This is a genomic window from Pedobacter sp. Leaf250 (assembly GCF_920984735.1).
GTDB lineage: Bacteria > Bacteroidota > Bacteroidia > Sphingobacteriales > Sphingobacteriaceae > Pedobacter.
In genome coordinates this window covers 1-25,255 of sequence record NZ_CAKLBU010000021.1, presented here as the reverse complement: position 1 = coordinate 25,255, position 25,255 = coordinate 1, and the positions used below count along the sequence as shown (strand labels likewise).

At 34.9% G+C, this 25,255-nt stretch carries 26 protein-coding genes; 14 read left to right on the top strand and 12 right to left on the bottom strand.

What is annotated here, in order from left to right; translation table 11 throughout:
* Positions 1-5 precede the first annotated feature (5 nt).
* The 12 genes from LUA91_RS17060 to LUA91_RS17005 all read left to right on the top strand — a co-directional run bounded on the left by LUA91_RS17060 (position 6) and on the right by LUA91_RS17005 (position 10,836).
* Complete coding sequence (locus LUA91_RS17060) at positions 6-926, top strand: glycerophosphodiester phosphodiesterase family protein (protein WP_231427315.1); 921 nt, start codon at positions 6-8, stop codon at positions 924-926.
* A gap of 78 nt (positions 927-1,004) precedes the next feature.
* On the top strand, positions 1,005-1,712 hold the full coding sequence (locus tag LUA91_RS17055; RefSeq protein ID WP_231427314.1) for an ATP-binding cassette domain-containing protein: 708 nt from the start codon (positions 1,005-1,007) through the stop codon (positions 1,710-1,712).
* Positions 1,713-2,249 (top strand): hypothetical protein, encoded by a 537-nt coding sequence (locus tag LUA91_RS17050; RefSeq protein ID WP_231427313.1) that lies wholly within the window; start codon positions 1,713-1,715, stop codon positions 2,247-2,249.
* 374 nt (positions 2,250-2,623) lie between these two features.
* On the top strand, positions 2,624-3,274 hold the full coding sequence (locus tag LUA91_RS17045; protein WP_231427312.1) for a porin family protein: 651 nt from the start codon (positions 2,624-2,626) through the stop codon (positions 3,272-3,274).
* 133 nt (positions 3,275-3,407) lie between these two features.
* Positions 3,408-4,097: a porin family protein gene (locus tag LUA91_RS17040; RefSeq protein ID WP_231427311.1), complete on the top strand. Its 690-nt coding sequence runs from the start codon at positions 3,408-3,410 to the stop codon at positions 4,095-4,097.
* A gap of 80 nt (positions 4,098-4,177) precedes the next feature.
* Entirely contained in the window at positions 4,178-4,951 is a 774-nt protein-coding gene (locus tag LUA91_RS17035; RefSeq protein WP_231427310.1) for a hypothetical protein, read from the top strand.
* A 41-nt stretch (positions 4,952-4,992) separates the two neighbouring features.
* The gene (gene gldF, locus LUA91_RS17030) at positions 4,993-5,718 is read left to right on the top strand and encodes a gliding motility-associated ABC transporter permease subunit GldF (RefSeq protein WP_231427309.1); all 726 of its coding nucleotides are present in this window, start codon (positions 4,993-4,995) and stop codon (positions 5,716-5,718) included.
* Positions 5,718-7,403: a gliding motility-associated ABC transporter substrate-binding protein GldG gene (gene gldG / locus LUA91_RS17025; RefSeq protein ID WP_231427308.1), complete on the top strand. Its 1,686-nt coding sequence runs from the start codon at positions 5,718-5,720 to the stop codon at positions 7,401-7,403. The genes gldF and gldG overlap by 1 nt, the downstream gene beginning before the upstream one ends.
* Before the next feature lie 33 nt (positions 7,404-7,436).
* On the top strand, positions 7,437-8,561 hold the full coding sequence (dnaN, locus tag LUA91_RS17020) for a DNA polymerase III subunit beta (protein ID WP_231427307.1): 1,125 nt from the start codon (positions 7,437-7,439) through the stop codon (positions 8,559-8,561).
* 82 nt (positions 8,562-8,643) lie between these two features.
* Positions 8,644-9,315 (top strand): DUF4397 domain-containing protein, encoded by a 672-nt coding sequence (locus LUA91_RS17015; protein ID WP_231427306.1) that lies wholly within the window; start codon positions 8,644-8,646, stop codon positions 9,313-9,315.
* A gap of 59 nt (positions 9,316-9,374) precedes the next feature.
* On the top strand, positions 9,375-10,085 hold the full coding sequence (locus LUA91_RS17010; protein ID WP_231427305.1) for a hypothetical protein: 711 nt from the start codon (positions 9,375-9,377) through the stop codon (positions 10,083-10,085).
* A gap of 67 nt (positions 10,086-10,152) precedes the next feature.
* Positions 10,153-10,836, top strand: coding sequence for a VTT domain-containing protein (locus tag LUA91_RS17005; RefSeq protein WP_370633666.1), 684 nt, complete (start codon positions 10,153-10,155; stop codon positions 10,834-10,836).
* A gap of 92 nt (positions 10,837-10,928) precedes the next feature.
* Here LUA91_RS17005 and LUA91_RS17000 read toward each other — a convergent pair whose 3' ends face one another.
* The 6 genes from LUA91_RS17000 to LUA91_RS16975 all read right to left on the bottom strand — a co-directional run bounded on the left by LUA91_RS17000 (position 10,929) and on the right by LUA91_RS16975 (position 17,460).
* On the bottom strand, positions 10,929-11,885 hold the full coding sequence (locus LUA91_RS17000) for a zinc dependent phospholipase C family protein (RefSeq protein WP_231427304.1): 957 nt from the start codon (positions 11,883-11,885) through the stop codon (positions 10,929-10,931).
* Positions 11,886-11,947: 62 nt separating this feature from the next.
* On the bottom strand, positions 11,948-12,400 hold the full coding sequence (locus LUA91_RS16995) for a DUF1569 domain-containing protein (RefSeq protein ID WP_231427303.1): 453 nt from the start codon (positions 12,398-12,400) through the stop codon (positions 11,948-11,950).
* Between the two features lie 16 nt (positions 12,401-12,416).
* The gene (locus LUA91_RS16990) at positions 12,417-13,640 is read right to left on the bottom strand and encodes a hypothetical protein (protein ID WP_231427302.1); all 1,224 of its coding nucleotides are present in this window, start codon (positions 13,638-13,640) and stop codon (positions 12,417-12,419) included.
* Positions 13,630-16,011, bottom strand: a complete 2,382-nt coding sequence (locus LUA91_RS16985) for a DUF2339 domain-containing protein (protein WP_231427301.1) — start codon at positions 16,009-16,011, stop codon at positions 13,630-13,632. Before LUA91_RS16985 ends, LUA91_RS16990 begins: the two co-directional genes overlap by 11 nt.
* An 89-nt stretch (positions 16,012-16,100) precedes the next feature.
* Positions 16,101-16,484, bottom strand: coding sequence for a VOC family protein (locus LUA91_RS16980; RefSeq protein WP_231427300.1), 384 nt, complete (start codon positions 16,482-16,484; stop codon positions 16,101-16,103).
* 160 nt (positions 16,485-16,644) lie between these two features.
* Positions 16,645-17,460, bottom strand: coding sequence for a helix-turn-helix domain-containing protein (locus LUA91_RS16975; protein ID WP_231427299.1), 816 nt, complete (start codon positions 17,458-17,460; stop codon positions 16,645-16,647).
* A 59-nt stretch (positions 17,461-17,519) separates the two neighbouring features.
* On the opposite strand from LUA91_RS16975, the gene LUA91_RS16970 reads away from it, so the two are divergent.
* The gene (locus LUA91_RS16970; RefSeq protein WP_231427298.1) at positions 17,520-17,960 is read left to right on the top strand and encodes a DUF4395 domain-containing protein; all 441 of its coding nucleotides are present in this window, start codon (positions 17,520-17,522) and stop codon (positions 17,958-17,960) included.
* Here the strand turns inward: LUA91_RS16970 and LUA91_RS16965 are convergent, their stop codons facing one another.
* From LUA91_RS16965 to LUA91_RS16955, 3 genes are all read right to left on the bottom strand, one after another.
* Positions 17,961-18,992 carry an Atu2307/SP_0267 family LLM class monooxygenase gene (locus LUA91_RS16965; RefSeq protein WP_231427297.1) on the bottom strand — a complete coding sequence of 344 codons (1,032 nt, stop codon included), beginning with the start codon at positions 18,990-18,992 and terminating at the stop codon, positions 17,961-17,963.
* Between the two features lie 227 nt (positions 18,993-19,219).
* Positions 19,220-21,076 carry a Fe-S protein assembly chaperone HscA gene (gene hscA, locus LUA91_RS16960; protein ID WP_231427296.1) on the bottom strand — a complete coding sequence of 619 codons (1,857 nt, stop codon included), beginning with the start codon at positions 21,074-21,076 and terminating at the stop codon, positions 19,220-19,222.
* A 477-nt stretch (positions 21,077-21,553) separates the two neighbouring features.
* Positions 21,554-22,783, bottom strand: coding sequence for a glycosyltransferase (locus LUA91_RS16955; protein WP_231427295.1), 1,230 nt, complete (start codon positions 22,781-22,783; stop codon positions 21,554-21,556).
* Positions 22,784-22,934: 151 nt separating this feature from the next.
* Here LUA91_RS16955 and LUA91_RS16950 point away from each other — a divergent pair, with 151 nt between their 5' ends.
* Positions 22,935-23,516 carry a tRNA-(ms[2]io[6]A)-hydroxylase gene (locus LUA91_RS16950; protein WP_231427294.1) on the top strand — a complete coding sequence of 194 codons (582 nt, stop codon included), beginning with the start codon at positions 22,935-22,937 and terminating at the stop codon, positions 23,514-23,516.
* Positions 23,517-23,561: 45 nt separating this feature from the next.
* Here LUA91_RS16950 and LUA91_RS16945 read toward each other — a convergent pair whose 3' ends face one another.
* The 3 genes from LUA91_RS16945 to LUA91_RS16935 are packed head-to-tail and all read right to left on the bottom strand — an operon-like array spanning position 23,562 to position 25,110.
* Positions 23,562-24,650: a DUF3810 domain-containing protein gene (locus LUA91_RS16945; protein WP_231427293.1), complete on the bottom strand. Its 1,089-nt coding sequence runs from the start codon at positions 24,648-24,650 to the stop codon at positions 23,562-23,564.
* Positions 24,651-24,652: 2 nt separating this feature from the next.
* Positions 24,653-24,922, bottom strand: coding sequence for a Txe/YoeB family addiction module toxin (locus tag LUA91_RS16940; RefSeq protein ID WP_231427292.1), 270 nt, complete (start codon positions 24,920-24,922; stop codon positions 24,653-24,655).
* Entirely contained in the window at positions 24,913-25,110 is a 198-nt protein-coding gene (locus LUA91_RS16935; RefSeq protein ID WP_231427291.1) for a DUF2683 family protein, read from the bottom strand. Before LUA91_RS16935 ends, LUA91_RS16940 begins: the two co-directional genes overlap by 10 nt.
* Positions 25,111-25,255 lie beyond the last annotated feature (145 nt).

Sequence of the window (25,255 nt, the reverse complement as noted above, 5' to 3'; positions counted from 1 at the left end):
GAAACATGAAATTTCATTATTTACTTTTCTTCGCAGTAACAATTGTTTTTGCCTCGTGTAAACAAGAAGAAAAAGTTCATCATTACATTAAGTTCAACAAAACTGAAGAACTATATCAATTCTTAAAATGGTCTCCAGAAAATCGTTTTCCATTAATTAGTGCACACCGCGGCGGACCAATGCCAGGTTACCCGGAAAACTGTATCGAAACCTTTGACAACGCCACCACCTATAATCCAATGGTTATTGAGTTTGACATCGCTTACAGCAAAGATTCGGTATTGGTTGTTATGCATGATGATAAATTGGATAGAACTTCAACAGGAAAGGGTAATATTGGCGATTACACTTTTGAAGAATTGAAAGCGTTCAATTTAAAAGATGATGATGGCAAAGAAACCAGCTTTAAAATCCCGACTTTGGATAGTGTTTTGAGTTGGAGTAAAGGGAAAGTATTGCTCACCATCGATTTAAAAAGAGGTGTTTCTTATGCTAAAGTAATTGAGAAAGTGAAGCAATACAAGGTAGAAAGCAATTCGATTGTGATTACTTATACAGCAAAACAAGCACAGGAAGTTCACCAATTGGCACCTGATTTAATGATATCTGCATCGGTTCAAAAGAAATCAGAATTGAAAAGGTTAAACAGTTTGGGCATTCCCAATAATAGAATTGTAGCTTTTGTTGGTGTTTCTGCACCTGATAAGGAACTATATAAATTTCTTCATGATAAAGGTATAACCACAATTTTAGGAACTATGGGTAATATTGATAAAAGCTCAATCGCTAATCCTGCCAAAAATGTTTACTATCACCTGGTAAATAATGGTGCCGATATTCTTTCGTCGGATAATATTGGGCAAGCTGCCGAGCAATTAGATAAGTTTAGGTATAATAAAAAGTTAACATCATTATTCGTTAATTAACCACAGCTCAAACGGATGAACACAGTTAGGAAAATAATCTGTGTCTATCTGTGCAAATCTGTTGTTCAAATATTTAATATGAGTATTTCAGTAAGAAATCTTTCTAAACATTACGATAAACAGAAAGCAGTCGATTCCATAAGTTTCGAAGCTAAGCCAGGTCGTATTTTAGGTTTTTTAGGTCCAAACGGCGCTGGGAAATCTACAACTATGCGTATGTTAACAGGTTATTTGGAACCAACATCAGGCAATGCTGAAATTTCAAAACAAAATATTTTAACACAAGCAATAGAGGCGAAAATGCATATTGGCTATTTGCCAGAGAATACGCCGCTTTACACTGATATGTATGTGAGAGAGTTTCTCCACTTTGTTGGGCGAACTTACAAATTGAAAAATTTAACAGCCAGAGTTGATGAAGTAATCAAATTAGTTGGTTTAACTCCCGAGCAGCATAAAAAAATTGGAATGTTATCAAAAGGGTATCGCCAAAGGGTAGGGCTGGCTCAGGCAATTATTCATAATCCTGAAGTTTTAATTTTAGATGAACCAACATCGGGTTTAGACCCAAATCAACTGGTTGATATTCGTGCTTTGATAAAGGAATTGGGAAAAAATAAAACCGTTGTAATTTCTACACACATTATGCAAGAGGTAGAAGCCATTTGCGATGACATCATTATTATTAACAAAGGTAAAATTGTTGCTAATGATTCTCTTGAAGGAATAAAAAAATCTAACAATAACAGTTCATTAGAAGATATTTTTAGAAAACTTACTGCATAAATGTTCAAATTACCATTCCTTATTATTGCTTTTGGCATATTCTCTATAACAACTTTAAAGGCGCAAACATCACCTAACATTAGCATTGGTGCAGAATTTGGTCTGCCTTCAGGTAATTTCGTAAGCCTATCTGGGATTGGTTTAGGCGCATCAGTAAAAGCAGAATTTCCAGTTTCTCCACAACTTGCATTAACTGCTAACGCTGGAATTATGAATTTTTTTGGCAAGAGAAATCAGTTAATCAATGTTCGCGATTTAACTTATGTTCCACTAAAGGGTGGGATTAAATACCAAAGTCAGGGGTTTTATGCTGAAGCTCAACTAGGAGCAGGCTTTTCAACAAATGGGCAGCGAGAGGTATTTATATGGTCGCCCGGGATTGGAAATCAATTCAAATTATCAGGAGCCAACAAACTCGATGTTGGCATCAGGTATGAAGCTTGGGCAGGTAAAAATGAAAGCAGCGTAAGTGGTATCAGGAATTCGAATTCGAAGGGTTTTGCAGGCATTCGCTTTGCTTATGTTTTTGGGTTGTAGTTGAAAATTTAAGCATCTTCATTTATATTTTACATTCTAATTTTCATCAATTTTTTGAACTAATTAAACACTTTAATAGTTCAGTTTTCAGGTTATTTCTTTGAGTGTTTAGCACGAAAGAAGGAACTGACTTAGAATTTGCTCCAGCTTTTAGCGTTTCCTTTTTAGTAGATCGAACAATCTAGCTTAGATTTTGGCTTACATGACGAAACATAGTCTAACTTCTCTTATAAAATGCTATGATAAATTTACTGGTGTTTTTTTAATTGATTAATAATCAGTTACATAAATACTATAATAAAATTGTTGCGTAACTTATTAGGGAAAATTAACGTCTATTGCATCAACTAAATATTACGTTTAATCAAAATCAAATGAAAAAAACATTATTATCTTTATTAATGCTGGCTGGTGTAAGCTATGCAGCAACGGCTCAAACGAGTAAACCAGTAACCTTTGGAGTAAAAGCAGGTGTTGCTTTTCCAAGTATGAGTATTTCAGCAGGAGGTACTTCTATCGGTTTCGACTCAAAAACATCATTTTATGTGGGTGGTACTGCAGAATTTGCATTATCAGACATTATTTCCATTCAACCAGGTTTAAGTTTTATAGGTAAAGGAACAAAATTAGGTGGCGACACTTTTGGTCTTGAGGATTCTGAATTTTCGAATAGTTCAGCTACTTTAAACTTAAACTATCTAGAATTGCCTGTAAACCTTTTAGCCAATTTTAAAGTAAATAATGCTGGAAAAGTATTTATTGGTGCAGGTCCGTATTTTGCTTATGCTTTGAGTGGAAATGTTAAATTGGGTTCTGAAAAAGAAAAAATCGAATTTGATTCAAACGATGGGATCAAACGTGGTGAGTTTGGCTTAAACTTTTTGGCTGGATTTCAATTTAATAACAAATTAAATGTTCATGCTGGTTATGGTTTAGGTTTAAGCAGCGTAATCAGCGAACCTAGCGAAGGTGATGTTAAATTCAAAAACAAAGTATTTTCTGTAGGTTTAGGTTATTCTTTCTAAACCAAACTACTACATTGAAAAAAGCTTCTTGATTAATCTTCAAGGGGCTTTTTGTGTTAAATAATGATTAATTCTTGAAATATCTCCAATTATCTTTAGAAGATTTTGTATTTTTCTTCCATCTAAAAAAACTATGAAAAAAATATTTATTTCAACTCTCTTTTGTTCGTTGGGTTTATGTTCATTTGCCCAAAATAAAATTGGTATTAAAGCTGGTTTAACATTCCCAACGATGTCGTCTTACAGTGAACCGGAAGCCTTTGATGGTCCACCAGAATATGATTTTAAGTCAAACGTATCTTTCTATGTTGGCGGTACAATCGATTTTCGTGTTAGCGATGGATTTACCATTCAACCTGGCTTAACATTAATTGGCAAGGGCGGCAAAACAGAAATTTACGAATCTAATTTTGAACCAACGCATTTGTATGCCTTTTCTGGTACCTATAAATTGGAAACCATGAATCTTGAGCTTCCAGTAAATGCCGTATTCAATTTCAATTTAGGTAATGGGAAGTTATTTCTTGGCGGCGGTCCGTATTATGCTGTAGCAATAAGTGGCAAGGAAAAAAGAAATGGAATGTTAACTGTTGGAGATACCAGAAGTGTCGAATCATCGGAGCGAAAAGTTGAATTTGGAAATGATAAAGATTACAAAAGGGGAGATTTTGGCTTAAACTTTTTAGCGGGGTATGAATTGAAAAATGGCATTAATATCCATGCTGGTTATGGTTTAGGTATAAGCAGTATTGATACAGATGGCTTTAATGATTCATCTTTAAAAAACAGGGTATTATCTGTTGGAGTTGGATTCTCTTTCTAAATGAATTAATTATGGTTAATGTGCCAAAGTGTAACTTTTTTCATGAGATTAATTTGAGTAAATTCGCTTAAAACGAACTCATGTTTCAATATATTTTCTTTCTATTTATTTATCCTGGTTTGCTTTTACTGAGCGTTTTTGTTGGCGCCAAGTATGCAGCACATCGCATGCACCTAAATAAATCCTGGAAAAATATTGGCCTTGAATCTAGTTTAATGAGCATTTATGCCTTGTTACTCTCCTTTGGATTAGTGGGCTCCAGCGATCATGCCAATCAAAGGAATGATCAAATTTATGCTGTCGCCGATAAACTTTCATTGGTAATCAAGAAATCGAAATATTATGAGGATGAATTGAAACAAGGTGTACACAAATACCTCACTACATTTTTTTCCATTCACAATAACAACCTTAATCCAGACGCAAAAAAAAGCGAGCATATTATAAAACAAATCCTAAGTAACGACCAGCAATTGGATTACTTTTTATTGGATTATCAGAAAAAACACGCAGAAAGTAAATCAGAAATTTCTGAAATAACCACCAATACCAGTGCATTGCGTTCTGCTTATATTCGCCTTACCCAAAATTACGGAAAAAATACGCCTACGTTAATCATCAGCATATTAATCGTGTACTCTTTTTTAATGGGTTTTCTTATTGGATATATCAAAAAGATCCACAATAATCAAACCTTTATTGTTACCACTATATTTATCATTATCAGTTCGGTAATGATTGGGGCAATTTGGGATCAGGACCATCCGGGTATTGGATTTATTAAACCCAACTACGAAAGCATTACCGAAGTGAGCGATTTATTTAAGGCATATTTACTTCGCGATCATATTTAATTTGCTCAAATAAATAGTTAACTTCGACGTTTTATTAGCACATGTACGCAGTTTTTAAACGCGAGTTATTCAGTTTTTTAAGTTCGATGGTTGCTTACATTACCATTGGCGTTTTCCTGTTGATTTCAGGTCTTTTACTCTGGTTTTTTCCTGATACTTCTATACTTGATTATGGGTACGCAGATTTGAGCGGGTTTTTTAGCCTGGTGCCCTATCTATTCATGTTCCTTATCCCTGCCATTACCATGCGTTCTTTTGCCGAAGAAAGACGGGAGGGGACTTACGAACTGCTAATTACCAGGCCTATAACCGTTTGGCAGATTATTTTTGCAAAATATTTAGCCTGTTTGGTATTGATATTATTTTCTTTACTTCCAACATTAATTTATGCCTACTCCATTTCAAAACTTGGTTTTCCAGAGGGTAATATAGATTCTGGAGCGGTAATAGGATCATACATTGGCTTGTTTCTATTGGGTGCAACGTTCACTGCAATCGGCTTGTTTTCTTCGGCGCTAACAAAAAATCAAGTCGTGGCCTTTGTTATTTGTGCGGCAATTTGTGCTTTCGCTTTCTTAGGTTTTGATTACACCAGTCAACTTATTTCTCTTCAAAACATAGAAGGTTTAATTACCAATTTAAGTATAAATCAACATTATAATTCCATCAGCAGAGGTGTTTTAGATACCAGAGATTTGATTTATTTTATTACATTCTCTTGCCTCTTTTTATTGTTTACCAAATTAGTAATAGGAGGAAAGCGATAATGGCCAAGAATAAAAATTGGATAAACCTAATTACAATAGTCGCTGCCCTAATACTTTTAAATGTAATAGGTCATTATTATTTTCATCGCTTTGATTTTACTGCTGATAAACGCTTTACCTTAAGCGAAAAAACAAAGGCACTGTTAATTAAAAATCAAAAGCCAATTACCATTACTGTATTTTTAGATGGGCAATTGCCACCAGCTTTTAAACGTTTACAAGCTGGCGTAAAAGATTTGCTTTCTGATTATAAGGCTTATTCAAATGCAGAAGTAAAGCTTGTTTATGTAGATCCTTTAGCAGGATTAACAACCGAAGAGCAGGACACAGTGATTTACAACATGGCCCAAGATGGGATTGAGGCCACACGTACGACACTCAAAACGGAGAGTGGTACAACTGAAAAAATTGTTGTTCCGGCAGCTGTGATAGAAGCAGATGGGAAACAAATGCCTGTAAAATTGCTTCAAAATTATAATGTTGCAGGAGGTTACGAGGAAAATATTAATCGGTCGATCGAAAATTTAGAGTATACTTTTACTTCGAGTTTAAAAAAGGTGATTAATGGTTACAATCCTCGTATTGGTTTCACAGAATCGAATGAAGAATTGACGGATTTACAATTAGAGGATGCGAGGGTTACACTAGCCAACAATTACATTGTGGGTCGGGTTGATTTAAATTCGATCACAAAAGAAGGTTTAGATAAGCTGAATATGATGATTATCGCGAAGCCTAAAAAACCTTTTACCGAAACCGAAAAATATAAGATAAACTATTTCGTAATGAATGGTGGTCGTGTACTTTGGAGTATTGATCAAAATAATGCTGATTTAGAAAACTTAAGAACACAGAATGGACAGCTTGCAACGGCAAGAGATCTAAATTTAGATGATGTGCTGTTCATGTATGGCGCCCGGGTAAACTACAATATCATTGCCGATCCGGCAAACAATGCAGAAATTCCGGTTTCTACAGGAGCTGTTGGCGGGCAGAATCAAATGCAGCTTGTGCCATGGAGTTATTATCCGATTTTATTGCCCGATACCGTTCATAGTGTTGTTAAAAAATTAGATGGTGTAAAATCAGAATTTCCAAGTACTGTAGATACCATTGGTGTTAAAGGCGTTAGCAAATCTTACATTCTGTCAACGTCGCCATATAATAAGGTTTTTAATTTGCCAAAACCCTTTAGTTTGCAAATGGTTGCCGAACAGCTAAATCCACAAGAATTTCAGAGTACTCCACAACATGTTGGTTTAATGTTGGAAGGTAACTTTCCATCGGTATTTGCCGGCCGGCCGTTACCTGCAGGCATTGTACAGCCTTTTACAAATGCGATGAGCAGTAAACCCACGAAAATGATTGTAATTGGCGATGGTGATATATTTAAGAATCAAATTTCGGAAAAAGATGGTTCGGCTTTTCCATTGGGTTTCGACCGCTATTCGCAACGAACATTTGGCAATAAGGCACTTTTGCTCAATATAGTAGATTATTTTACAGATGATGATAATTTGATTAGCTTACGAAATAAAGAAGTGAAGATAAGATTGTTGGATAAAGCAAAAATTAAGCTTGATAAAACGAAATGGCAGTTTATTAATGTGGTGGCGCCATTGTTATTGTTAATATTCTTTGCAATTTTTCAACATTATTACCGCAAATACAAGTACGCTAAATAATTTTTATATTTTTGAAGAAGACTAAAAGATATCATGAGATTTATTGTATCCACATCAACTTTATTAAAACATTTGCAAACTGTAAATGGTGCATCGAGCAGCAGTACAGTTTTACCTATACTAGAAAATTTTCTTTTCGAAATTAAAGACGGAAACTTAACGATCTCTGCAACCGATTTACAAACCAGCATGACCACTGCTTTGGCTGTAGAATCAAAAGAAGAAGGAAAAGTTGCGGTTCCATCAAAAATTTTATTAGATACACTTAAAACTTTACCAGATCAGCCCATTTCTTTTAATATTGATGATGCTACCTTCGCAATCGAAATTAGTGCTGGAGATGGAAAATATAAATTAAGCGGAGAAAATGGTGATGATTTCCCGAAAATTCCTGTAGTTGAAAATGCATCTTCGGTGAATTTACCGGCATCTGTTTTAACTGAAGCCATTACCAAAACTATTTTTGCAGTAAGTAATGATGAACTTCGCCCGGCAATGACTGGCGTTTTCTGTCAGTTATCTCCTCAACACATCACCTTTGTAGCAACGGATGCTCATAAATTGGTGCGTTATCGTAGAATGGATAGCAAAGCTGATAAAGCAACATCATTCATTTTACCTAAAAAAGCTTTAACACTTTTAAAGGCAGCATTGCCATCAACTGATATCAATGTGTCAGTAGATTATAATGCTACAAGTGCTTTCTTTAAATTCGAGAATATTAATTTAGTGTGTCGTTTAATAGACGAGCGTTATCCTGATTACGAAGCAGTTATTCCTCAAAACAATCCAAATAAATTGGTTATTGATAGAGGTTTGTTTTTGAATACTCTTCGTCGTGTGGTTATTTTCGCAAACAAAACTACTCACCAGGTGAGGTTAAAAATTAACGGTAGCGAACTTAATATTTCTTCTGAAGATTTAGATTTTGCTAACGAAGCACACGAGCGTTTAAGCTGCCAATACGATGGCGAAGATCTGGAAATCGGATTTAATGCCCGTTTTTTAATTGAAATGTTGAGTAATTTGAGTGGCGATGAAGTTACTTTAGAATTATCAACCCCGAATAGAGCGGGTCTTTTAATACCTCAAACCAATGATGAAAATGAAGATGTTTTAATGTTGGTAATGCCAGTAATGCTTAACAACAGTTATTAAAATATTCATTTAGATTTAGAATATTATAAATGGCTTGGTTTTTGACCAAGCCATTTTTGTTTACCGACCAAATAATCTACCTATGAAAATCTCTATCAAACGCTCCATCTTTTGCATATTTGCTTTATTGATTATTTGCGCCTCGGCCTGTAAAAAACACGACCCAGGAATTGTAGTAAAAGGAGAGACAAAAGTTAAGTTTGTTAATGCAACGTTAACCGAATCAAACCAGGATATTTCTATAGATGGTTTAAAAACCTCTTCTAAAGCAATCGCATTTACTGAATCAACAGATTATATAAAAATTTCTTCAGGTAGCAGAAATGTTAAATTTGTCGGCACATCAAACCTGGCAACAGAATCAACCTTTAACTTTACACCATCGCTTACATATTCTACCTTTTTAATTAGTAATCGGAACGGAGCAAGAGAAATTGCAAATTTTGAGGATAATTTAAGCAATACTGAAGCTGGTAAGGCGAAAATCAAACTTATTAATTTAACACCTTTTTTTACTACGGGTATAAATGTAAGTGTTCAGGCGGGAACACAATTTGTTAATGGTTTGCTTTTTAAAGAAGCCTCAACTTACTTTCAGGTTGATTCCGGCATAAATCTGCGGTATAATGTTGTTGGTTCGGGAACCATTAAAACCATTGATGGCTCAACGTTAGAAGCCGGGAAAATTTACACTATCTGGTTCAGTGGAAGCACAGCTGCAGCATTGGAAGCCCACATTATAACTGATAATTAATTCCTAAGTTTATATGCTTTCCATTATCTTTACGTTCTAATAGCACAGTATCCAATTTTATGAAAAAACGTAATTTTTTGATTTCTCCTAAGCTAATAATTTTAATGTTTGCTGTTATCTGTTTAAGTGCCTGCATTAAAAATGATAATTCAATTGTTGGAGATTCAAAAGTGAGGATTTTTAATACCATAATTTCTGATACATCGAGAAACTTCTATTTTAATCAGGCTTTATTCAATAGTGTTAGTGGGATTTCGGCTTTGGCATCGAGCACAAATTCTTCTTATTTTGTGGTAGAGGCCGAAAAAGAATATGTTATTGATGCACGAAATAGCATTACGGGTGCAACAACCAACTCGGTAAAACAAACCTTTGCTTTGGGTAAAAATTATTCCATTTATTATACCGTAAAAAATAGCTTAACTACCACTAAGCCAGAAATGATTATTTATCAAGACGAGGTTAGACAAAATAATAACTTTGCACAAATCATGTTTATTAATTTAGGCCATACATTGGGTTCGAAGGTAAGTATTAAGGATAAAAGTGGCAGTATAGTGGAAACCATTGGTTACGGTGAAAAAACTACATACAAGCAGATTTCGGATGTAGGCATGAGTAAAACCTCTATTATACTTAATTTAGTAGATTCTGCAGGTGTTCAGGATTCAATTTCATATACAAACTTTGTAAAAGGAAAAGTATATACCGTTATTATCGAAGGGGCTAGAAATGGCAAACTTAAGGAGCGTTTGGTACCTAATAATTAAATCTTAAAAGAGTTACGCATTTATCTCTCCGATATTCATACTTTTGCCAAAATAAAATTAACATCACTTGGAATTTTTCGACTTACTCATACAATTACTTACTAATACAAAAGAAACATTAGAAGTAATTATGCAGGAATATAAAACCTGGACATACCTCATTCTCTTCATTATTATTTTCGCAGAAACCGGCTTTGTGGTTACCCCATTTCTACCCGGCGATTCGATGTTATTTGCTGTAGGCGCCTTGGTTGCTGGCAACGGAACTGGTTTGAATATTTGGTTTATGCTATTAATATTGATTGCTGCTGCTATTTTAGGCAATTCAGTTAATTATCAGCTTGGCAAATACTTCGGCATTAAGGTATTCAAAGAAAATAATAAGATCTTAAAACTAAAATACTACCATCAATCGCATGAGTATTTTGAAAAACATGGAGCAAAGGCTATAATTTTCAGCCGTTTTCTACCTATTGTTAGAACCATTGCACCATTTGTAGCTGGAGCAGCAAGAATGTCTTTCGGAAAATTTACTTATTATAATATTTTAGGTGGTATTGCCTGGATTACAAGTTTATTGTTTGCAGGTTATTTATTAGGTAAAATTCCGTTTGTAGAAAAGAATTTCGAAATTTTAGTTTTGATTATTGCGGTAGGAACATTCGTTCCAGTGATTTATGGTGCACTAAAATCTATCTTCTCTAAGAAAAAGGTTGAGGAAATTATTGAAGAAGAAATAAAGGAAGATTAGTGAGATAAAATCTAAATAATTTAAGCCGCAAACACCAGATTCTTTCTGTGTATTTGCGGCTTTTTTATGCTGATTTTTTCCAGTAGAATAACTCAAAGTTCTCTTCCAATAATGATTCCTTGCTGGTATTTTTTTTCAATATTTTCTGCGGCTTTCTTCTCTTCAGGTTCAGTTTGCAGCTTTACTAAATTTTTAAGTTCGGGTTGGCCAGCATCTACCCAGGCTGAATACCAAAAAGATCCAATCTCCATGATAGCAGATCGCATTTGCCGCTCTACCATCTTATTCATTTGATCATGATAAGTTTTTGAATATTCAACAGAATATTGTTTTAGAACAATATTATTCCTTTCAGAAAAACTATATTTCTTATCAGAAGGGAAAGAAGCAGCCAGCTTTGCTTCTAAAGCCAAAACAGTATCTACCAAACCATGCGTATGCTTCAATATTTTCCAGGCTTCTTTGAGTGGATTTTCTATATATTTTGCCTTCCCAACAACGAAATTATAATTGGTAGAAAACAATTCTGGTAACCTGCTTTCCCAAAAAGCATGAATGCCAACTTGATTTGTTAATTGGCCGTTATGGTTAGCAGTAGTGTGCAATGGCACATGGGCATCGCCTATGTAATGACCCAAATCTGCAGAGTGTTTTAAAATTTTTGTCGAATCGCGATTAGCAAATGCCTTAACTAAACTAAAATAGGTGCGCTGAATTTGCCAGGGAACAATGCCATTGGCATTTAAATGCTTTTGGCCATATTTAACCAAAGCATCATTCCATTTTTCAGGTATACTTTCGATATTTTTTTCGTAGTTTTCTACATCAAGATAATGCCTGGGGGCTTCTAAAGTATCAGCATAGCAGCGTTTATCCGGATCAACAGCATGTTCGGTTATATATTTGATGTTCTTTTTATAAAAGCCAATCATGCCTGTTGGCAATGTGTAAATTGCTAAATTATTGATTCTCTGATGGGCAAAGAAACCCCACGAAGTACACACAATGATAGGGATGATTAACGCGGATATTATCGTTAATCTTTTCATAATTAAAGATAATAAATCTTTAACTGATTTATTAACCTTCTATTTTAACCCATTTCATTTATCTAAACGCCAAATTGACTTAAGTGATGATCTAAATGCTTATAAAACATGTTGTTCCACTCGGTTTTGGTCAATTTTCCAAAAGAATGCGATTCTTTACCATCGAAATAATTTTCGCCTAATTCTTTGGTTTTATTGAGGAATTCTATTAAACGACTTTTCTCTTTCTCGAATTCTTTCTCATCAGTAATTATAAATGATAATGCAGTTTGGCTGTTTCGTTTATAAGGTTTTTCTCTTACTACAATTTTCTTTATAAATGCTTTCATAATCAGTTTCATTAAGGCATTCGGTTTGGGATGCTTATCATCATAAACGAGTTCATAACTTACATTGCAATGCGCCAGCATTTGAGAAACGTTCATTTTACCCCAAAGTTGAGGAGTAGCTGGATTAAGTTTGTTAATTCTTTCGATTACCTCGCTGGTTACTGCGGATTGGAAAATGTTTTTCATTTTTTCTGTTTATAAATTATTTATTCCTCAACATTTTAAATGAAAACCAACCTAACAATGCTATAATAGCGGCCATCAAAACCCAGAGCCAGGCTTTGTTTTCAAATAATGGTTTATTGGGTATGATAGAATATGCAGGATTACGTTGTTCTGGCCCAATAGTTACAGAAGTTAAATCTGCAGGGATTTTACTCTCAAATTTCTCAATTTCGTAGATTGGTGTGACTGCCTTTTCATTTCCATAATATAACGAATAGGTGTATTTGGGATTATCAAAACGGGCTATTAGTTCATATACGCTGCCTTTTAACTCTACTCCACTTAACCGAAGCGGCTTATTATCATTATTTTGGATGGTGATTTTTAATCTGGAAGCAATCGTGTTTGGAAAATTAAATGTTAATTTTTCGAGTGAACTAAGGGTGCCTTCGTAAAGCTGTGCATAGTTAAATTGAACTCCTTTTTCTGTATTGAAACTATCTGTAGCATATTCAATTTTAAATGGACGATAAAAATCAAAATCACTTTGAACATGCAGTTTTAAATTGGAAATAGGCACTGGATCATTTAAATCGACTGTTACGATACTTTCTTTAGCGGCAGCATCATTAAATAAATGGTAGGCTTTGTATTTAATGTCTTGATAAGTTCCTTTTATGGTGTCGGTTTTCGAAATTTTTGCTTCCACTAATTCAGGTTGAACAGGACTTTTCAAGGCCATTCTAAAATATTGATATTTAGATTCAGGAAAGCTCAATTTAGTGAACTGATAATCTGTATTACTATTTTTGATAGAAAGAATACGATAATCTTTCAGAATTAAAAACCAAGATTTGTTATCATTACTGCCCTCAAGTGTTACTAGCCAATCGAAATTTTCTTGCTTGAAAGACAAATTAATTTGGTTGATGGTACTTGCTGCATCAGATTGAAAAGTGTAATAATAACCGTTTGGATTTGAACTCTGATTAATTTGCTTGAAGGCAACCTCTTGAGTGTTAATCTTATCTGCTCGTTGTTTTAAAAGGTAAGGAATTTCTACAGTATCTTTTCCATTGGCACCAAAAATTCTTAAATCTTCAAAATCGGCATTCGCATTTTTATACAATTGATCTGGCAGTTGTATGCTGTGCCAAACCGAGTTAACACCAGTTATATCTCGTTTAAATTTGTATGTGCTGGTTTGTGCTTTAGCGACAGAAATACTTAACAAAAGCACTAAAAGTAAGTTAATCTTCAACTTTAACATCATCAATAATTAAATGTTTATACTTATTATAGAGAAATGATATGATCAGCAAAAGCGCACCCAATGATACGAAAACAATGGTTTTCGAAATTGTGCTTAAAGAATAAATATCATAAAAGAAGAGCTTAATTAGCGTAATACCAAACAGAACCATGGCACCAATGCGTAGATGTTTTTTGTTTTTCGCTAATCCCATTCCAATGAGGAACAATGAATATACGCCCCAAAGAATACTTAAGCCCAATTTATAACTTTCCTGAGTGCCCGATAACTCCAAGATGTTTATTAATTCGCTGCTGATAATCCATAAAATGGAAATGTAAAGCAAATAATCGAACATGGTTTTAAAATCTTTCTTAAGCAAACCTGATTTCTGTAATTGATAACACTGAACAATCAGTAATGCAAAAAAGGCCATTGCAATATATCTTATGCCAATATTGAAAGAACTGATATTGAAATATTTGTTTTCAGATGAAAGGTAACTATCTCTAAGTTCGCTTAAAGTAAGAAGTCCATGTGTTAAGAATATCGCTACTACCAATAAATTGATAATCAAATTTGCAATTGCAAGCTTACTATTCTTCAGTTTTTTAGTGTTATAATAGTTTAATGCTGAAGCAAAAAACAATGTGTAAATGTAAATCCAGGCAGTTTTAAGCGTTTCATAATTGTAATTGAATTCGTAGCTTGGATCATCAGTACCAATTCTTTGATGTAGCGTAATCCTTGTCGATTGTATCAGCTTATCGAAGTGTTTAGAAATCTCTAATCTAAAGGTTATATAAACTGTTAAAAGTAAGATTGATGGAATTGCGTAACTCAAAATCTGTCTCATCCAGGGCCATTCGGCAGGCTTTTCCGTTTCCTGTTTACTTACTTTAAACATCCAGATAAAACATCCGATGAAGATGCAAGCGGTTAAGAAGTTAACATTTAATATTGGTGTGATAGCCAAATTGTTTCCATAGTAATCAAAAGAGCTAGACCAATCTTGTAATAAGCTTAAAAACGCCAGAAATATTAATGGAAAGGATAGCTTCTCATAAATTGCGCTATTTTTAACCCTGGCCAAGTAAAATAATACGGAAGCCTCAACCGTCCAGAAAATAGTTACCCAACCGCCATTAAGTTGAACAGGAACAGCTATAGTAATAAAGGTGATTACCATTGCCAAAATCAGGTAGAAAAGATTTCTATCGGCAAGTTCTTTTTTGTAGATAATTAAACTTACTACGAAATGAATAACAGCATTGGTTAGGGTAAATAAGCCTAATAACTCGACACTATTCTTGTTTTCAGCTAAGATGAAATAACCAATTCCGTAGTAAATGAAGGAGTTTAAAAGCAAGATAACTACATCGCTAAAATTAAAAATTTCTTTTCGGCTTACTTTGTAAGCGAGGTTAGTAATGTAAAATGTAAGAAAAAATATGGTTGAAAACAGCAATGATAATGCGAAGAATTTATTGTCTGACCCCATATCCATTCTCCAAGAAACAAAAATTAACCAGGTTAAACCAAAAGATGCATAAAACAGAGGTTTCCAGTATTTCTTAAAGCTTAAAATGAGTATTCCTATATTAATAATAGCCATGTAGGTAAACAAAACGCCGACTTTTCCCGATCCATCGCTCAATAAAAATGGAACGGCGTAAGCGCCAACCAAACCGATGTGAGCGATAACCTGTTTGTTGTATTTTATGGCAGCAACAACTGTAAATGATGTAAATACAACCATTAGAATAAACGCTAAAGCCTGTGGAATAAGCGCATAAAAATCGTATGCAGCATAAGTAATAAAGTACATAATGGCAATTGCGCCACTCACCAAAACCGCTGAAAAATTTTCATATTTCTCTTTTAGTTTAATAGCAAAAGCCATTAATCCTGCGCCAACTGCGTAACCTAAAATTATCCTGGTGAGTGGACTAATCATGTCATGGTCGATGGCATATTTTGCACCAATGCACACACCCAGGATTAAAATAAGAATCCCAATTTTGCTGATTAGATTTTCTCCGATAAATTTTTCAAAATCGGATTTTACCATGTTCTCCCGCTTAAATCGATCCGCAAAATTGCCTTGTGGTTGGTTTACCTGTGGCTGAAACGGACTTGGAACTGGTTGTGGTGGAATGGCATTTTGATTTACTGCACTTGGCGGAGTATTTCTAGGCGGTGGTGCAATAACTTGTTCAGAGATCTGTGCTGGTGGTGGTTGAACAAATGTGGTTCCGGGTATTTGTAAAGCCCTCACTTCTTGCTTTAAAGCCTCTATTTCTGCTTCGAAACCTTGTTGCCTTATAAGTAAATTTTCCAGCTTAACTAAAAGCAGGTTTAATCTATCAGATTTATCCATTCTATATTTTGATGCGTAACTTAATAAATAAATATAGGAATGAATTTGATAAGGATAGGGAAAATTATCATTAACACCAAGTGATAACTTTAATTATCGCTTTGGGGAGCATAGGTAACAATATCAATTCCCACACCGTTTGGATCTTCAATTGCAAAATGCCGATCTCCCCATGGTTCATTTCTAATATCAATTTTGATGGGCACATTTTTGCTTTTTAACACGCTGTAAATTTTATCTACATCATCAACCTCAATGGTTAAATATATTCCACTACCTTGAAAAGGTTTGTGGAAAAATGCCTGCTGACTAGGATGATTGGGCAATAGAAAGCTAATCTCCGAACTTTTGTCTGGTGCGTGCAGCAGCAGATAAAATTCATTTTCAAAGGTTACGCCAAAATTTAACAGCTTGGTATAAAAAGCTTTACTATCGGCAATTTTTGTCGTGATAATTCCTGCGTTTAATTTCATAGTTCGATTTGTTTTTGAGTTTAACATTGGTTTTTCTTGGGAAAATGCATGGCATCCCATTATTAATATTGTGAAGATTAAAAATTGCTTTTTCATAGCCCTGATTATTTATTCAAAAATATGGAGGATGAAAAAGCTAAAATTGTAATAATCGGACAAATTATTTTTTGAATGCCTGATTAGGCGTAAGTCCATAGAAATTCTTAAAGTTTTTAATAAAATGAGATTGGTCAAAATACCCATTATCAAAAAATAGTTTATTAAATTTTAAACTCTGGGTTGATGGTTTTGCGCTTAATATATTTTGGAAACGGACCACTTGACTAAATGTTTTCTGCGTATCGCCAATATAGAAATTAAATAATCTGCGGAGCTGCCTATCACTTAAGCCAACATCTAAGTCTTTTTCAACATTCAACACACCACGATTTTTAAAAATGATATCAATTGCCTGATATAAGCGATTGTCTAACTCGGTGTTTTCTACTTTAAGATGGTTTGTGAAATATTGATTTAAATGTGAAGTAATTTGCGAGAAAGTTAACCCGTTTGAAAAATTACTTTCGATAAAATTTGCCACAGAGGGTATAACATTATTCAGATTTTCAACCCTATTGCTTAGTTCGCTGGCATCAATGTTAAATAAATTAGGAAACATTGTAGGAAGAAATCTAATCCCGATATAATGAAAGTTATCTGCCAATTGGAAGGTTGTGTATTTTTTACAGAAACCCATCACTAGACTTTCTTTAGGATTATTGAGATCGAAAAATATATCGATACAGCCATCGGCAACAACTTTGTAATTAAATTGCTCTTCCAGCCGTTTGTTGGTTTTGAGTTCCCAATAACAATAAATACAATTGAGAAGTTTATCATCAGGAAAAATTTCAGTATAACTAACCAGGCCCGCAATTTGCTGTACAGTTGGTTGAATAGGCCTAAATAGATTTCTGATATTTATTAAACGTTCCAATGGATTAAGGGATAGATAACAAACTCTAAATTCGTAAATTTGATTTGAAAATCATACCCATGGAGTTAAGTTGTCCAATATCAGCAGAAAGAGTGAATGAAAATGTGGTAAGAATTGTAGCCCTTTTGGTTGCTTTTATCGCAATCTCCTGTATTTTGTTTTCAAATTACTGGGCAATATTAGTTTCAACTATCGATTTTGCTCTTAGGGCTTTTACATCGGGAAAATTCAGTTTGCTAAAAATCGTTGCCATCAAAATTTCAAATGCTTTAAATTTACAGACTATGTTAACAGATTTAGCACCAAAAAAATTCGCGGCAACCATGGGCTTTGTTTTTTGCCTGTTGATTACCGCGACATTTCTATTCAATTTTTGTACTGCTGCCTTAATCCTTACTGCGATAATGCTAATTTTTGCGTTACTCGAAAGCTTATTAGGCGTCTGCGTGGGCTGTTATGTATATTCTTTTTTGCAAGTGCTGAAAAGAGGCAAGGCTTAATTATTCCTTCAAAGCTTTTCTAACTTCTGGCGCAATTTTATTTCCAAATATTTCTATCGATTTCATCATGGCTGCGTGTGATGGTCCGCCAACATCCATGTGAGCAGAGAAACGAGTTAAACCAAAAGTTTCTTCCATCGCCAGAATTTTATCAACCGATTCATTTGCATCGCCAATAACTAAAGCGCCATTACTGCTTCTTCCTGCTTCAAATTGATTTCTTTGGAATGGTGCCCAACCACGGTTTTTGCCAATTCTATTCATTTGTGCAGAATATAACGGGAAATAATAATCTGAAACCTCCTGACTGTTGTTGCCAAATAACGAGTGCATGTGAACTCCAACTTGGAATTTATTCATATCGTGGCCATAGGCCTGATAAACCTTTTTATAGTAATCGAAAAGTGGTTTAAACTGTACTGGTTGTCCGCCGATGATGGCAAACATTACTGGTAAACCTAATCTTCCGGCTCTTTCAACCGATTCTGGTGTTCCGCCAACCGCTACCCAGATTTTTAAATTATCATTTACTGCACGGGGCAAAACCTCTTGATTAACCAATTCGGAGCGGAATTTTCCCTTCCAGGTTATTTTTGGTTCTTTATTGATTTTTAAGAGCAGCTCTAATTTTTCTTCATAAAGTTCATCATAATCCTGAAGATTGTAACCGAACAATGGGAAAGATTCAATGAAACTCCCACGACCAGCCATTAATTCTGCTCGGCCATTGGAAATTAAATCTATGGTCGCAAAATTTTGATAAAGTTTTACTGGGTCTGATGAGCTTAAAACAGAAACGGCACTGCTTAATTTGATGTTTTTCGTAACCGTTGCTGCTGCAGCCAAAATAATTTCAGGACTTGATACTGCATAATCAGGACGATGGTGTTCGCCGATTCCATAGAAATCTAATCCTACTTCGTCCATCAATTTAATTTCTTCTATAATTTCCTGAAGTCTGTGTTGGGCAGATTGAATTTCTCCTTTTGCATTGATTTGCAAATCGCCGAACATGCCGATACCTAATTCCATAATTGCTAAAATTTATAAAGCAAAGTTAATAGGTGAGGAGCAGAAAATTTTTGATGTATGGTAAGAAATATTAACTATAGGAACATAAAGCTTCTATACAGAAACTTAACTGAAGTATTTTTGTGCCATTCGTTTAATGGTCGTCATTGCGAGGCACGAAGCAATCTATTTCCCGAAGGAGATTGCTTCGTGCCTCGCAATGACGATAAAATTTATAATCGGATTTTTTACTCTATCTTTTTCCCCTTCATTGCAGTAGAAATTGCTGCATCCATCACACGTTCTGCAAACGGCCGGGTAAACTCATTCAACTCATCAGCTTTTTTCAAAATGGTGTCTTTTTCTTGAGTAGCCAAAGCAATTTTCAAAGCCTCGATATGAACTTTTGTTTCTGCAATTTCTTCAGCAGTTAAATGTTCAGCATGTTTTTCGATAAATCGTTCTGCGGTGTAAAGCAATTGTTCGCCTTCACTACGTGCCTCAATTAACATTCTCTGTTCAACATCGCTTTTTGCGTGTTCGATACTATCTAGAAGCATTTTCTCAACCGTATCATCGCTTAAACCATAGCTTGGTGTAATCTCGATTTCCTGTTTTACACCCGAACGTAATTCGATAGCCTGAACCGTTAAAATTCCATCGGCATTTAACAGGAAATTAATATCCACTTTTGGCAAGCCTGCAGGCATCGCCGGGATTCCTTTCAAATCAAACTCGGCTAGCTTGCGGTTCTCTTTAACCAAATCACGTTCCCCTTGATAAACCGAAATTTTCATATTTACTTGCCCATCAATAGAAGTAGTGTACTGGCGACCAGCTTTCGTTGGAACCTTGCTATTACGAGCGATAATTACATCCATTAAACCGCCCATGGTCTCAATACCAAGCGATAGTGGGGTAACATCAAGCAATAAAATATCAGAGCGGTTTCCAGCCAAAACATCAGCCTGAATAGCTGCGCCAAGTGCTACAACTTCATCAGGATTAATATTATCTTGTGGTTTTTTACCAAAGAAATTTTCTACTTGTTGTTTAACGAAAGGTGTACGGGTAGAACCGCCAACCAAAATCACTTCGTCAATATCAGCTGAAGTTAAATCGGCATCCTTCAAAGCGTTTTTACAAGCCGTGATGGTTTCTTCGACCTTTGCAGCAATCAATTGTTCGAAAGTTTGTTTATCCAAAGTGCACCAGATTTCGCCAACCTGCTCATTATATAAATTTTGGGTTGATAGGGCTTTTTTAGCGGCCTCAGCCTGTAAGCGTAAGGTTTGCATCAGGATATTATCCTCCGCAACATCGGCTAAATCCAAGTTGTTTTTTTCTAACCAATAGTTCAAAATGGCACGGTCGAAATCATCGCCGCCTAAATACGTATTGCCATTCGTAGCTAAAACCTCGAAAATCCCGTTCTGGATCTGAAGAATAGAAACATCGAAAGTACCGCCCCCTAGATCATAAACGGCAATGGTTTTTTGTTGTGATGGATCTAAGCCAATTCCGTAAGCCAAACTTGCTGCGGTTGGCTCATTCACAATACGCATCACATCCAGTCCTGCAAGTTTCCCCGCATCACGGGTTGCCTGGCGCTGACTATCGTTGAAATATGCAGGAACCGTAATTACAGCACGGTTTACAGGCGTTTTTAAAGCATGTTCTGCTCTGGCTTTAAGCTCTTTTAAAATCTCTGCCGATAATTCAATTGGCGTATAAAAACGGTCGCCAGCATGGATTTTAACCAAAGCGTCGCTGTCGTCGTCAATAATTTTGTAAGAAAAAATATCCCTGTGTTCAGCAACATCTTTATACGAGCGACCAAGCAATCGTTTTACTGAAAAAATGGTGTTTGCAGGGTCTGTAGTTAAGAATTCTTTCGCTTCATTCCCTACAACTGCTTCATTTTGATTGTTGAAATATACAACCGATGGAACCAAAATTCCCTTGCCAGAATCGTTAATTACTTGTGGATTTTTATCGGGATTGATAAAAGCCACCAAGCTATTTGTGGTGCCTAAATCGATTCCAACTATAATTTCTTCCTTTTGAAACGAACCCGTAGCAAGGTTAATTGATATTTTTGCCATGGGGCGAATTTACGGAGATTGTTGCAATGTTTTCAGGTCGAAATGTTTTAATGTTGTAAAGAAGTCGGAAAGTCCGAGGTCCGAAAGTTTGAAGACGATACGTTAAAATCCTGGTTCATCTTATAATCCCAAAATCCTGCTTCATCCCGAAAATCCTTAAATCCTGATTGGAAATGAGTGGTCCGGTAAATTTTCGGTAACTGTAGTCCTGCTTTTTGGTACAAGCCAAACAGAAAAAGTTTGGGCTTTCCCCATCAATCAGGTTTATAAACAGCGGTAAAATGCTTTTTGGGAAACAACCCACCTTAACTTGTAAATTACGTTTTCTCAATTTAAGCTATCATCATGCTAAATTTATTTCAGCATCTTTCAAGTAATATAGTTCCGAATTTTCGGGAGAAGGTGACGAACCTATTAATTAAAATAAAATTGCTAATACAAATCATATCTTCTAAACTTCAGTCTAAAAACTTCAAACTATTTCCTATTTTTCTCCTCAATCCACAGCGACATATATTTTGTGCTTTGAACAGTATGGTGATTTAGAATCTGTCCGATGAAATTCTGCTGGCGATGCGCTGTTAAATCTAATTTTTCGATTGTAGTAATAAACTGATTAGCAAAATGCGAAGCGGAATAGCGCTCATTAATTATCCTAACACCATTTTGTTGAGCTAAAGACCATTCAGCTTTATCCTGATACAACAAAACTGCTTTCTCAATAAAATTATCTAAATCATTTTCAATAAATCCATTCCAATCTAATGAACCTTTCATTGCCTCTGCACCAATTGATGTGGTTACAGATGGCGTTCCAACTTGCATGGCATCTATAAATTTTCCTTTTACCCCTGCTCCAAATTGAATCGGAGCGAGCAAAATTTTATGTTTAGAAATCACTTGCTGGGCATCGGCCGCTCTTCCCTTAATAAAAAATCTTTCGGTTTTATTCTCTAATTGTATAACTTTCTGTGAAGCATAAGAACCGTAAATATTCAAATTCACTCCTGGCAATTTTTTCCTTAATACTGGCCATATTTTAGTTTTTAAAACCTGAACAGTATTCCAGTTTGGCTTATGCAGGAAATTACCAATAAAAACAAAATCGGCTCTATCTTCAAATGGAACCCAGTTTGTTATACTTTCATTGGTGATTTCATTTTCCAGAAATGGTAAATAATAAAGGAGTGAAGAATCAATTTTAAAAGTTACTGCCAATATTTTCATTTCCACCTCCGAAATAATTAACGATAAATCGCAACGTAAAATTGAAGCAATTTCCCGCTTCGCGGTATCAGAAAATAAATCAATTTGGGTTTGCTTTTTATCGCTGTGCTGACGTGCACTTCTCAGGCAATGTAAATCTTCAGTATCTAAAATTCTAAATGCATCAGGGCATTCCTGCTGAACCCGCCAACCATATTGTTCTTCAACCATAAAACGATCGAACATAACAATTGCTGGATTCAACTCTTTTAAAAACGAATTGAAACTTTCATCATTGAGTTTAATTTCCTGTTCTATAACGCCAGTTGCAGAGAAATCATAACTGAAATCGCTTTTTGATGCTGCCGAGGCAAAAGTGATTTTGTAACCTTTATGCAGAAATAAATCGACCAGTTGAATCATTCGTGTTCCCGCTGCCGATGAAGTAGGCTCAGGCCAGACTAATCCAATGATCAATATTTTTTTTTCCGTTCCAGTCATTTTCTACAAAATAAACTCTTTTTTTTTGCTCTCGCAGATAAATATGGTTTTCGTCGATTAAAATCTATATCTACGTACATTTTCTAAATCTGCGGCAGATATTAAACGTATGTTAAATATTCTTAATTTTGCAGCTCAATCACACTACCACATGTTAGGATTAAAATTGTTGACAGACCCACGTTGGGCGAATATTGCAGAATCGAATTTAGAGGAAATTTTATCTGACCATGCCTGGTGCGAACAGAAAGCAGCATCAAATGCCATTACATTAATTACTCAAAATTCTGAACATCAGGACTTAGTTGATGAATTAACCGCCATCGCAATTGAAGAAATGCAGCATTTCCAAATGGTAATTGATATCATTAAACAACGCGGATATACGCTTAGTCGCGAACGTAAGGATGATTATGTTGGTCGTTTGGTGAAATTTAGCAAGAAAGATGGGAGCAGAAACCAGGCATTTATTGATAGGTTATTATTTGCCGCAATGATTGAGGCCAGAAGTTGCGAACGTTTCCGCGTACTTTCTTTAAACATTAAAGATGAAGAATTAGCTAAATTCTATCACGAATTAATGGTTTCAGAAGCTGGTCATTATACAACATTTTTAAATTTTGCCCGTAAATACAGTACGGATGTTGATGTAGATAAACGCTGGAAAGAATGGTTGGAATTTGAGGGCGAATTAATTCAGAGTTTCGGAACGAAAGAGGCGATACATGGTTAGTCCGAAGTTGGTTGTCCGAAGTCAGAAGTTTTGTGCTTATAAATACTACTTTATCTCTTCGGACCTCTGTCTTCCGACCTCAGACTTGTGAATATTCCAAAGCCAGATTACAATATCCTGATAGCTGTCTATTCCTTTTTTCTGGTTATTGAGTTTTAAAAAACTGTCGAAAGCAGCATCCATGTAACCGAACATATCGCCGTTATATTTACGCCAAAACTCCTTTTCGGTTTTAAAATCAGCTAAAACACCACCTGATAATTTATCGTGAAGTATTTTATAATCGTCAGGAGATTTCATTCTGATTTCGAACAAAATATACCTGAGCATTTCGTAATTGGCCGAATATTGGTAATTCACATCTGGGCTGTTGCTGGCTGTTAAATAACCTAAAAGATTGGCCTCATCTTCATAAGATATACCCAATTGATGTGCAATTTCGTGGCAAGAAACATAAGGTTTTACAAAATCAGGCAGATTCATATTCATGTTCGCTTCGCCTGTTAATGGCGCATAATAACCTTCGATGCCAACTTTACTTATTATCCACGAATTTAAAACCGCTTTTAAACAAGGATTTGGGTAATGGAATAAAGAATTTTTATTTGCCATTAAATCATAGGCTCTCGATGAATTTGTTTCTAAATCATGGATTGAATAAGCAAGGATTTTAGTTTGTTTAAGTTTTAAATCGTTTGTTTTGTTTACAAAGTAATCACCCAGTAAAACCAATTCCTTTACATTATATTTTTCATTTCCTATTCCTAATTCTTCACTAATACTTGGCCTACTGTAATTTAAACCCCAAACCATTTTGAAGATGATGTACAAAATCAAAATGAAGTTCATAATTTGCATTGGAACTATTATTCTGTGTTCCTTTTTCAGAGTTTTCCTTTTTTTTAAAAACCTGATGATTTTATAAAGAACATAACCGATTAATATCGCATAAACAATATCACCAATAGCAAAAGGAAAAACCGATGAGATAAATCTTAAAGTAGAAGAAATATGAGGATAAATGCCAGTTGAATAATATTTTTGAACGGAGGTAGGGAATAAGCCAAAAAGGAAAATCAGAATGGATGCGCTGATTAAAGCAATAAATATTTTAAATACCGAACGTGTAAACACTTTTAGTAATGTCCCTTTAATGATTGAATTTCTAAAATAACAATAATGCCATCATCATGAACTTCGTAAACAATACGATGTTCTTCGTTTATTCTTCGAGACCATGAACCGGATAATTCATATTTAAGTGGTTCTGGCTTACCAATTCCATCGAAAGGATTTTCTTGAATAGCTTTAATTAGTTGCTCAATTTTTTTCTGAATAGTTATATTACCAGATTTTTTCCAATATTTTAGATGTTCTATGGCTTTCGGAGCATATATTACTTCCATAAATCTTCAACAGCAATCTTTACACCTTTGCCATCTTTGATGTCTTCTCTCGCTTGCAAAATATCTTTTACAAACTCTGGATTATATGGGCTTTCTTCAGTTTCAAAATCAATTTTCAAAACTTTCATCACCGCTTTTAAAGCTGTGGCTTGTTCTTCGTTTTTAGGATGTGCGATTAAAGTTTCCATTTTAATGTTGCTTGATAAACAAACTTACATAAAAAGTGAGGAATTATAATCGCGTTCAATAAAAATTAAGACCACTTCATCGATCTTTATTAACTTTATAATGAACTAAAAAACAAAGTTGTTATGGAAAGATGTTGTGGTCTTG

What these genes read in the sequence shown, in the direction of transcription:
- LUA91_RS17060 (WP_231427315.1), top strand. Translation starts at nt 6, where the DNA reads ATGAAATTTCATTATTTACTTTTCTTCGCAGTAACAATTGTTTTTGCC.
- LUA91_RS17055 (WP_231427314.1), top strand. Translation starts at nt 1,005, where the DNA reads ATGAGTATTTCAGTAAGAAATCTTTCTAAACATTACGATAAACAGAAA.
- LUA91_RS17050 (WP_231427313.1), top strand. Translation starts at nt 1,713, where the DNA reads ATGTTCAAATTACCATTCCTTATTATTGCTTTTGGCATATTCTCTATA.
- LUA91_RS17045 (WP_231427312.1), top strand. Translation starts at nt 2,624, where the DNA reads ATGAAAAAAACATTATTATCTTTATTAATGCTGGCTGGTGTAAGCTAT.
- LUA91_RS17040 (WP_231427311.1), top strand. Translation starts at nt 3,408, where the DNA reads ATGAAAAAAATATTTATTTCAACTCTCTTTTGTTCGTTGGGTTTATGT.
- LUA91_RS17035 (WP_231427310.1), top strand. Translation starts at nt 4,178, where the DNA reads ATGTTTCAATATATTTTCTTTCTATTTATTTATCCTGGTTTGCTTTTA.
- gldF (WP_231427309.1), top strand. Translation starts at nt 4,993, where the DNA reads ATGTACGCAGTTTTTAAACGCGAGTTATTCAGTTTTTTAAGTTCGATG.
- gldG (WP_231427308.1), top strand. Translation starts at nt 5,718, where the DNA reads ATGGCCAAGAATAAAAATTGGATAAACCTAATTACAATAGTCGCTGCC.
- dnaN (WP_231427307.1), top strand. Translation starts at nt 7,437, where the DNA reads ATGAGATTTATTGTATCCACATCAACTTTATTAAAACATTTGCAAACT.
- LUA91_RS17015 (WP_231427306.1), top strand. Translation starts at nt 8,644, where the DNA reads ATGAAAATCTCTATCAAACGCTCCATCTTTTGCATATTTGCTTTATTG.
- LUA91_RS17010 (WP_231427305.1), top strand. Translation starts at nt 9,375, where the DNA reads ATGAAAAAACGTAATTTTTTGATTTCTCCTAAGCTAATAATTTTAATG.
- LUA91_RS17000 (WP_231427304.1), bottom strand. Translation starts at nt 11,885, where the DNA reads ATGAAAAGATTAACGATAATATCCGCGTTAATCATCCCTATCATTGTG.
- LUA91_RS16995 (WP_231427303.1), bottom strand. Translation starts at nt 12,400, where the DNA reads ATGAAAAACATTTTCCAATCCGCAGTAACCAGCGAGGTAATCGAAAGA.
- LUA91_RS16985 (WP_231427301.1), bottom strand. Translation starts at nt 16,011, where the DNA reads ATGGATAAATCTGATAGATTAAACCTGCTTTTAGTTAAGCTGGAAAAT.
- LUA91_RS16980 (WP_231427300.1), bottom strand. Translation starts at nt 16,484, where the DNA reads ATGAAATTAAACGCAGGAATTATCACGACAAAAATTGCCGATAGTAAA.
- LUA91_RS16970 (WP_231427298.1), top strand. Translation starts at nt 17,520, where the DNA reads ATGGAGTTAAGTTGTCCAATATCAGCAGAAAGAGTGAATGAAAATGTG.
- LUA91_RS16965 (WP_231427297.1), bottom strand. Translation starts at nt 18,992, where the DNA reads ATGGAATTAGGTATCGGCATGTTCGGCGATTTGCAAATCAATGCAAAA.
- hscA (WP_231427296.1), bottom strand. Translation starts at nt 21,076, where the DNA reads ATGGCAAAAATATCAATTAACCTTGCTACGGGTTCGTTTCAAAAGGAA.
- LUA91_RS16955 (WP_231427295.1), bottom strand. Translation starts at nt 22,783, where the DNA reads ATGACTGGAACGGAAAAAAAAATATTGATCATTGGATTAGTCTGGCCT.
- LUA91_RS16950 (WP_231427294.1), top strand. Translation starts at nt 22,935, where the DNA reads ATGTTAGGATTAAAATTGTTGACAGACCCACGTTGGGCGAATATTGCA.
- LUA91_RS16940 (WP_231427292.1), bottom strand. Translation starts at nt 24,922, where the DNA reads ATGGAAGTAATATATGCTCCGAAAGCCATAGAACATCTAAAATATTGG.
- LUA91_RS16935 (WP_231427291.1), bottom strand. Translation starts at nt 25,110, where the DNA reads ATGGAAACTTTAATCGCACATCCTAAAAACGAAGAACAAGCCACAGCT.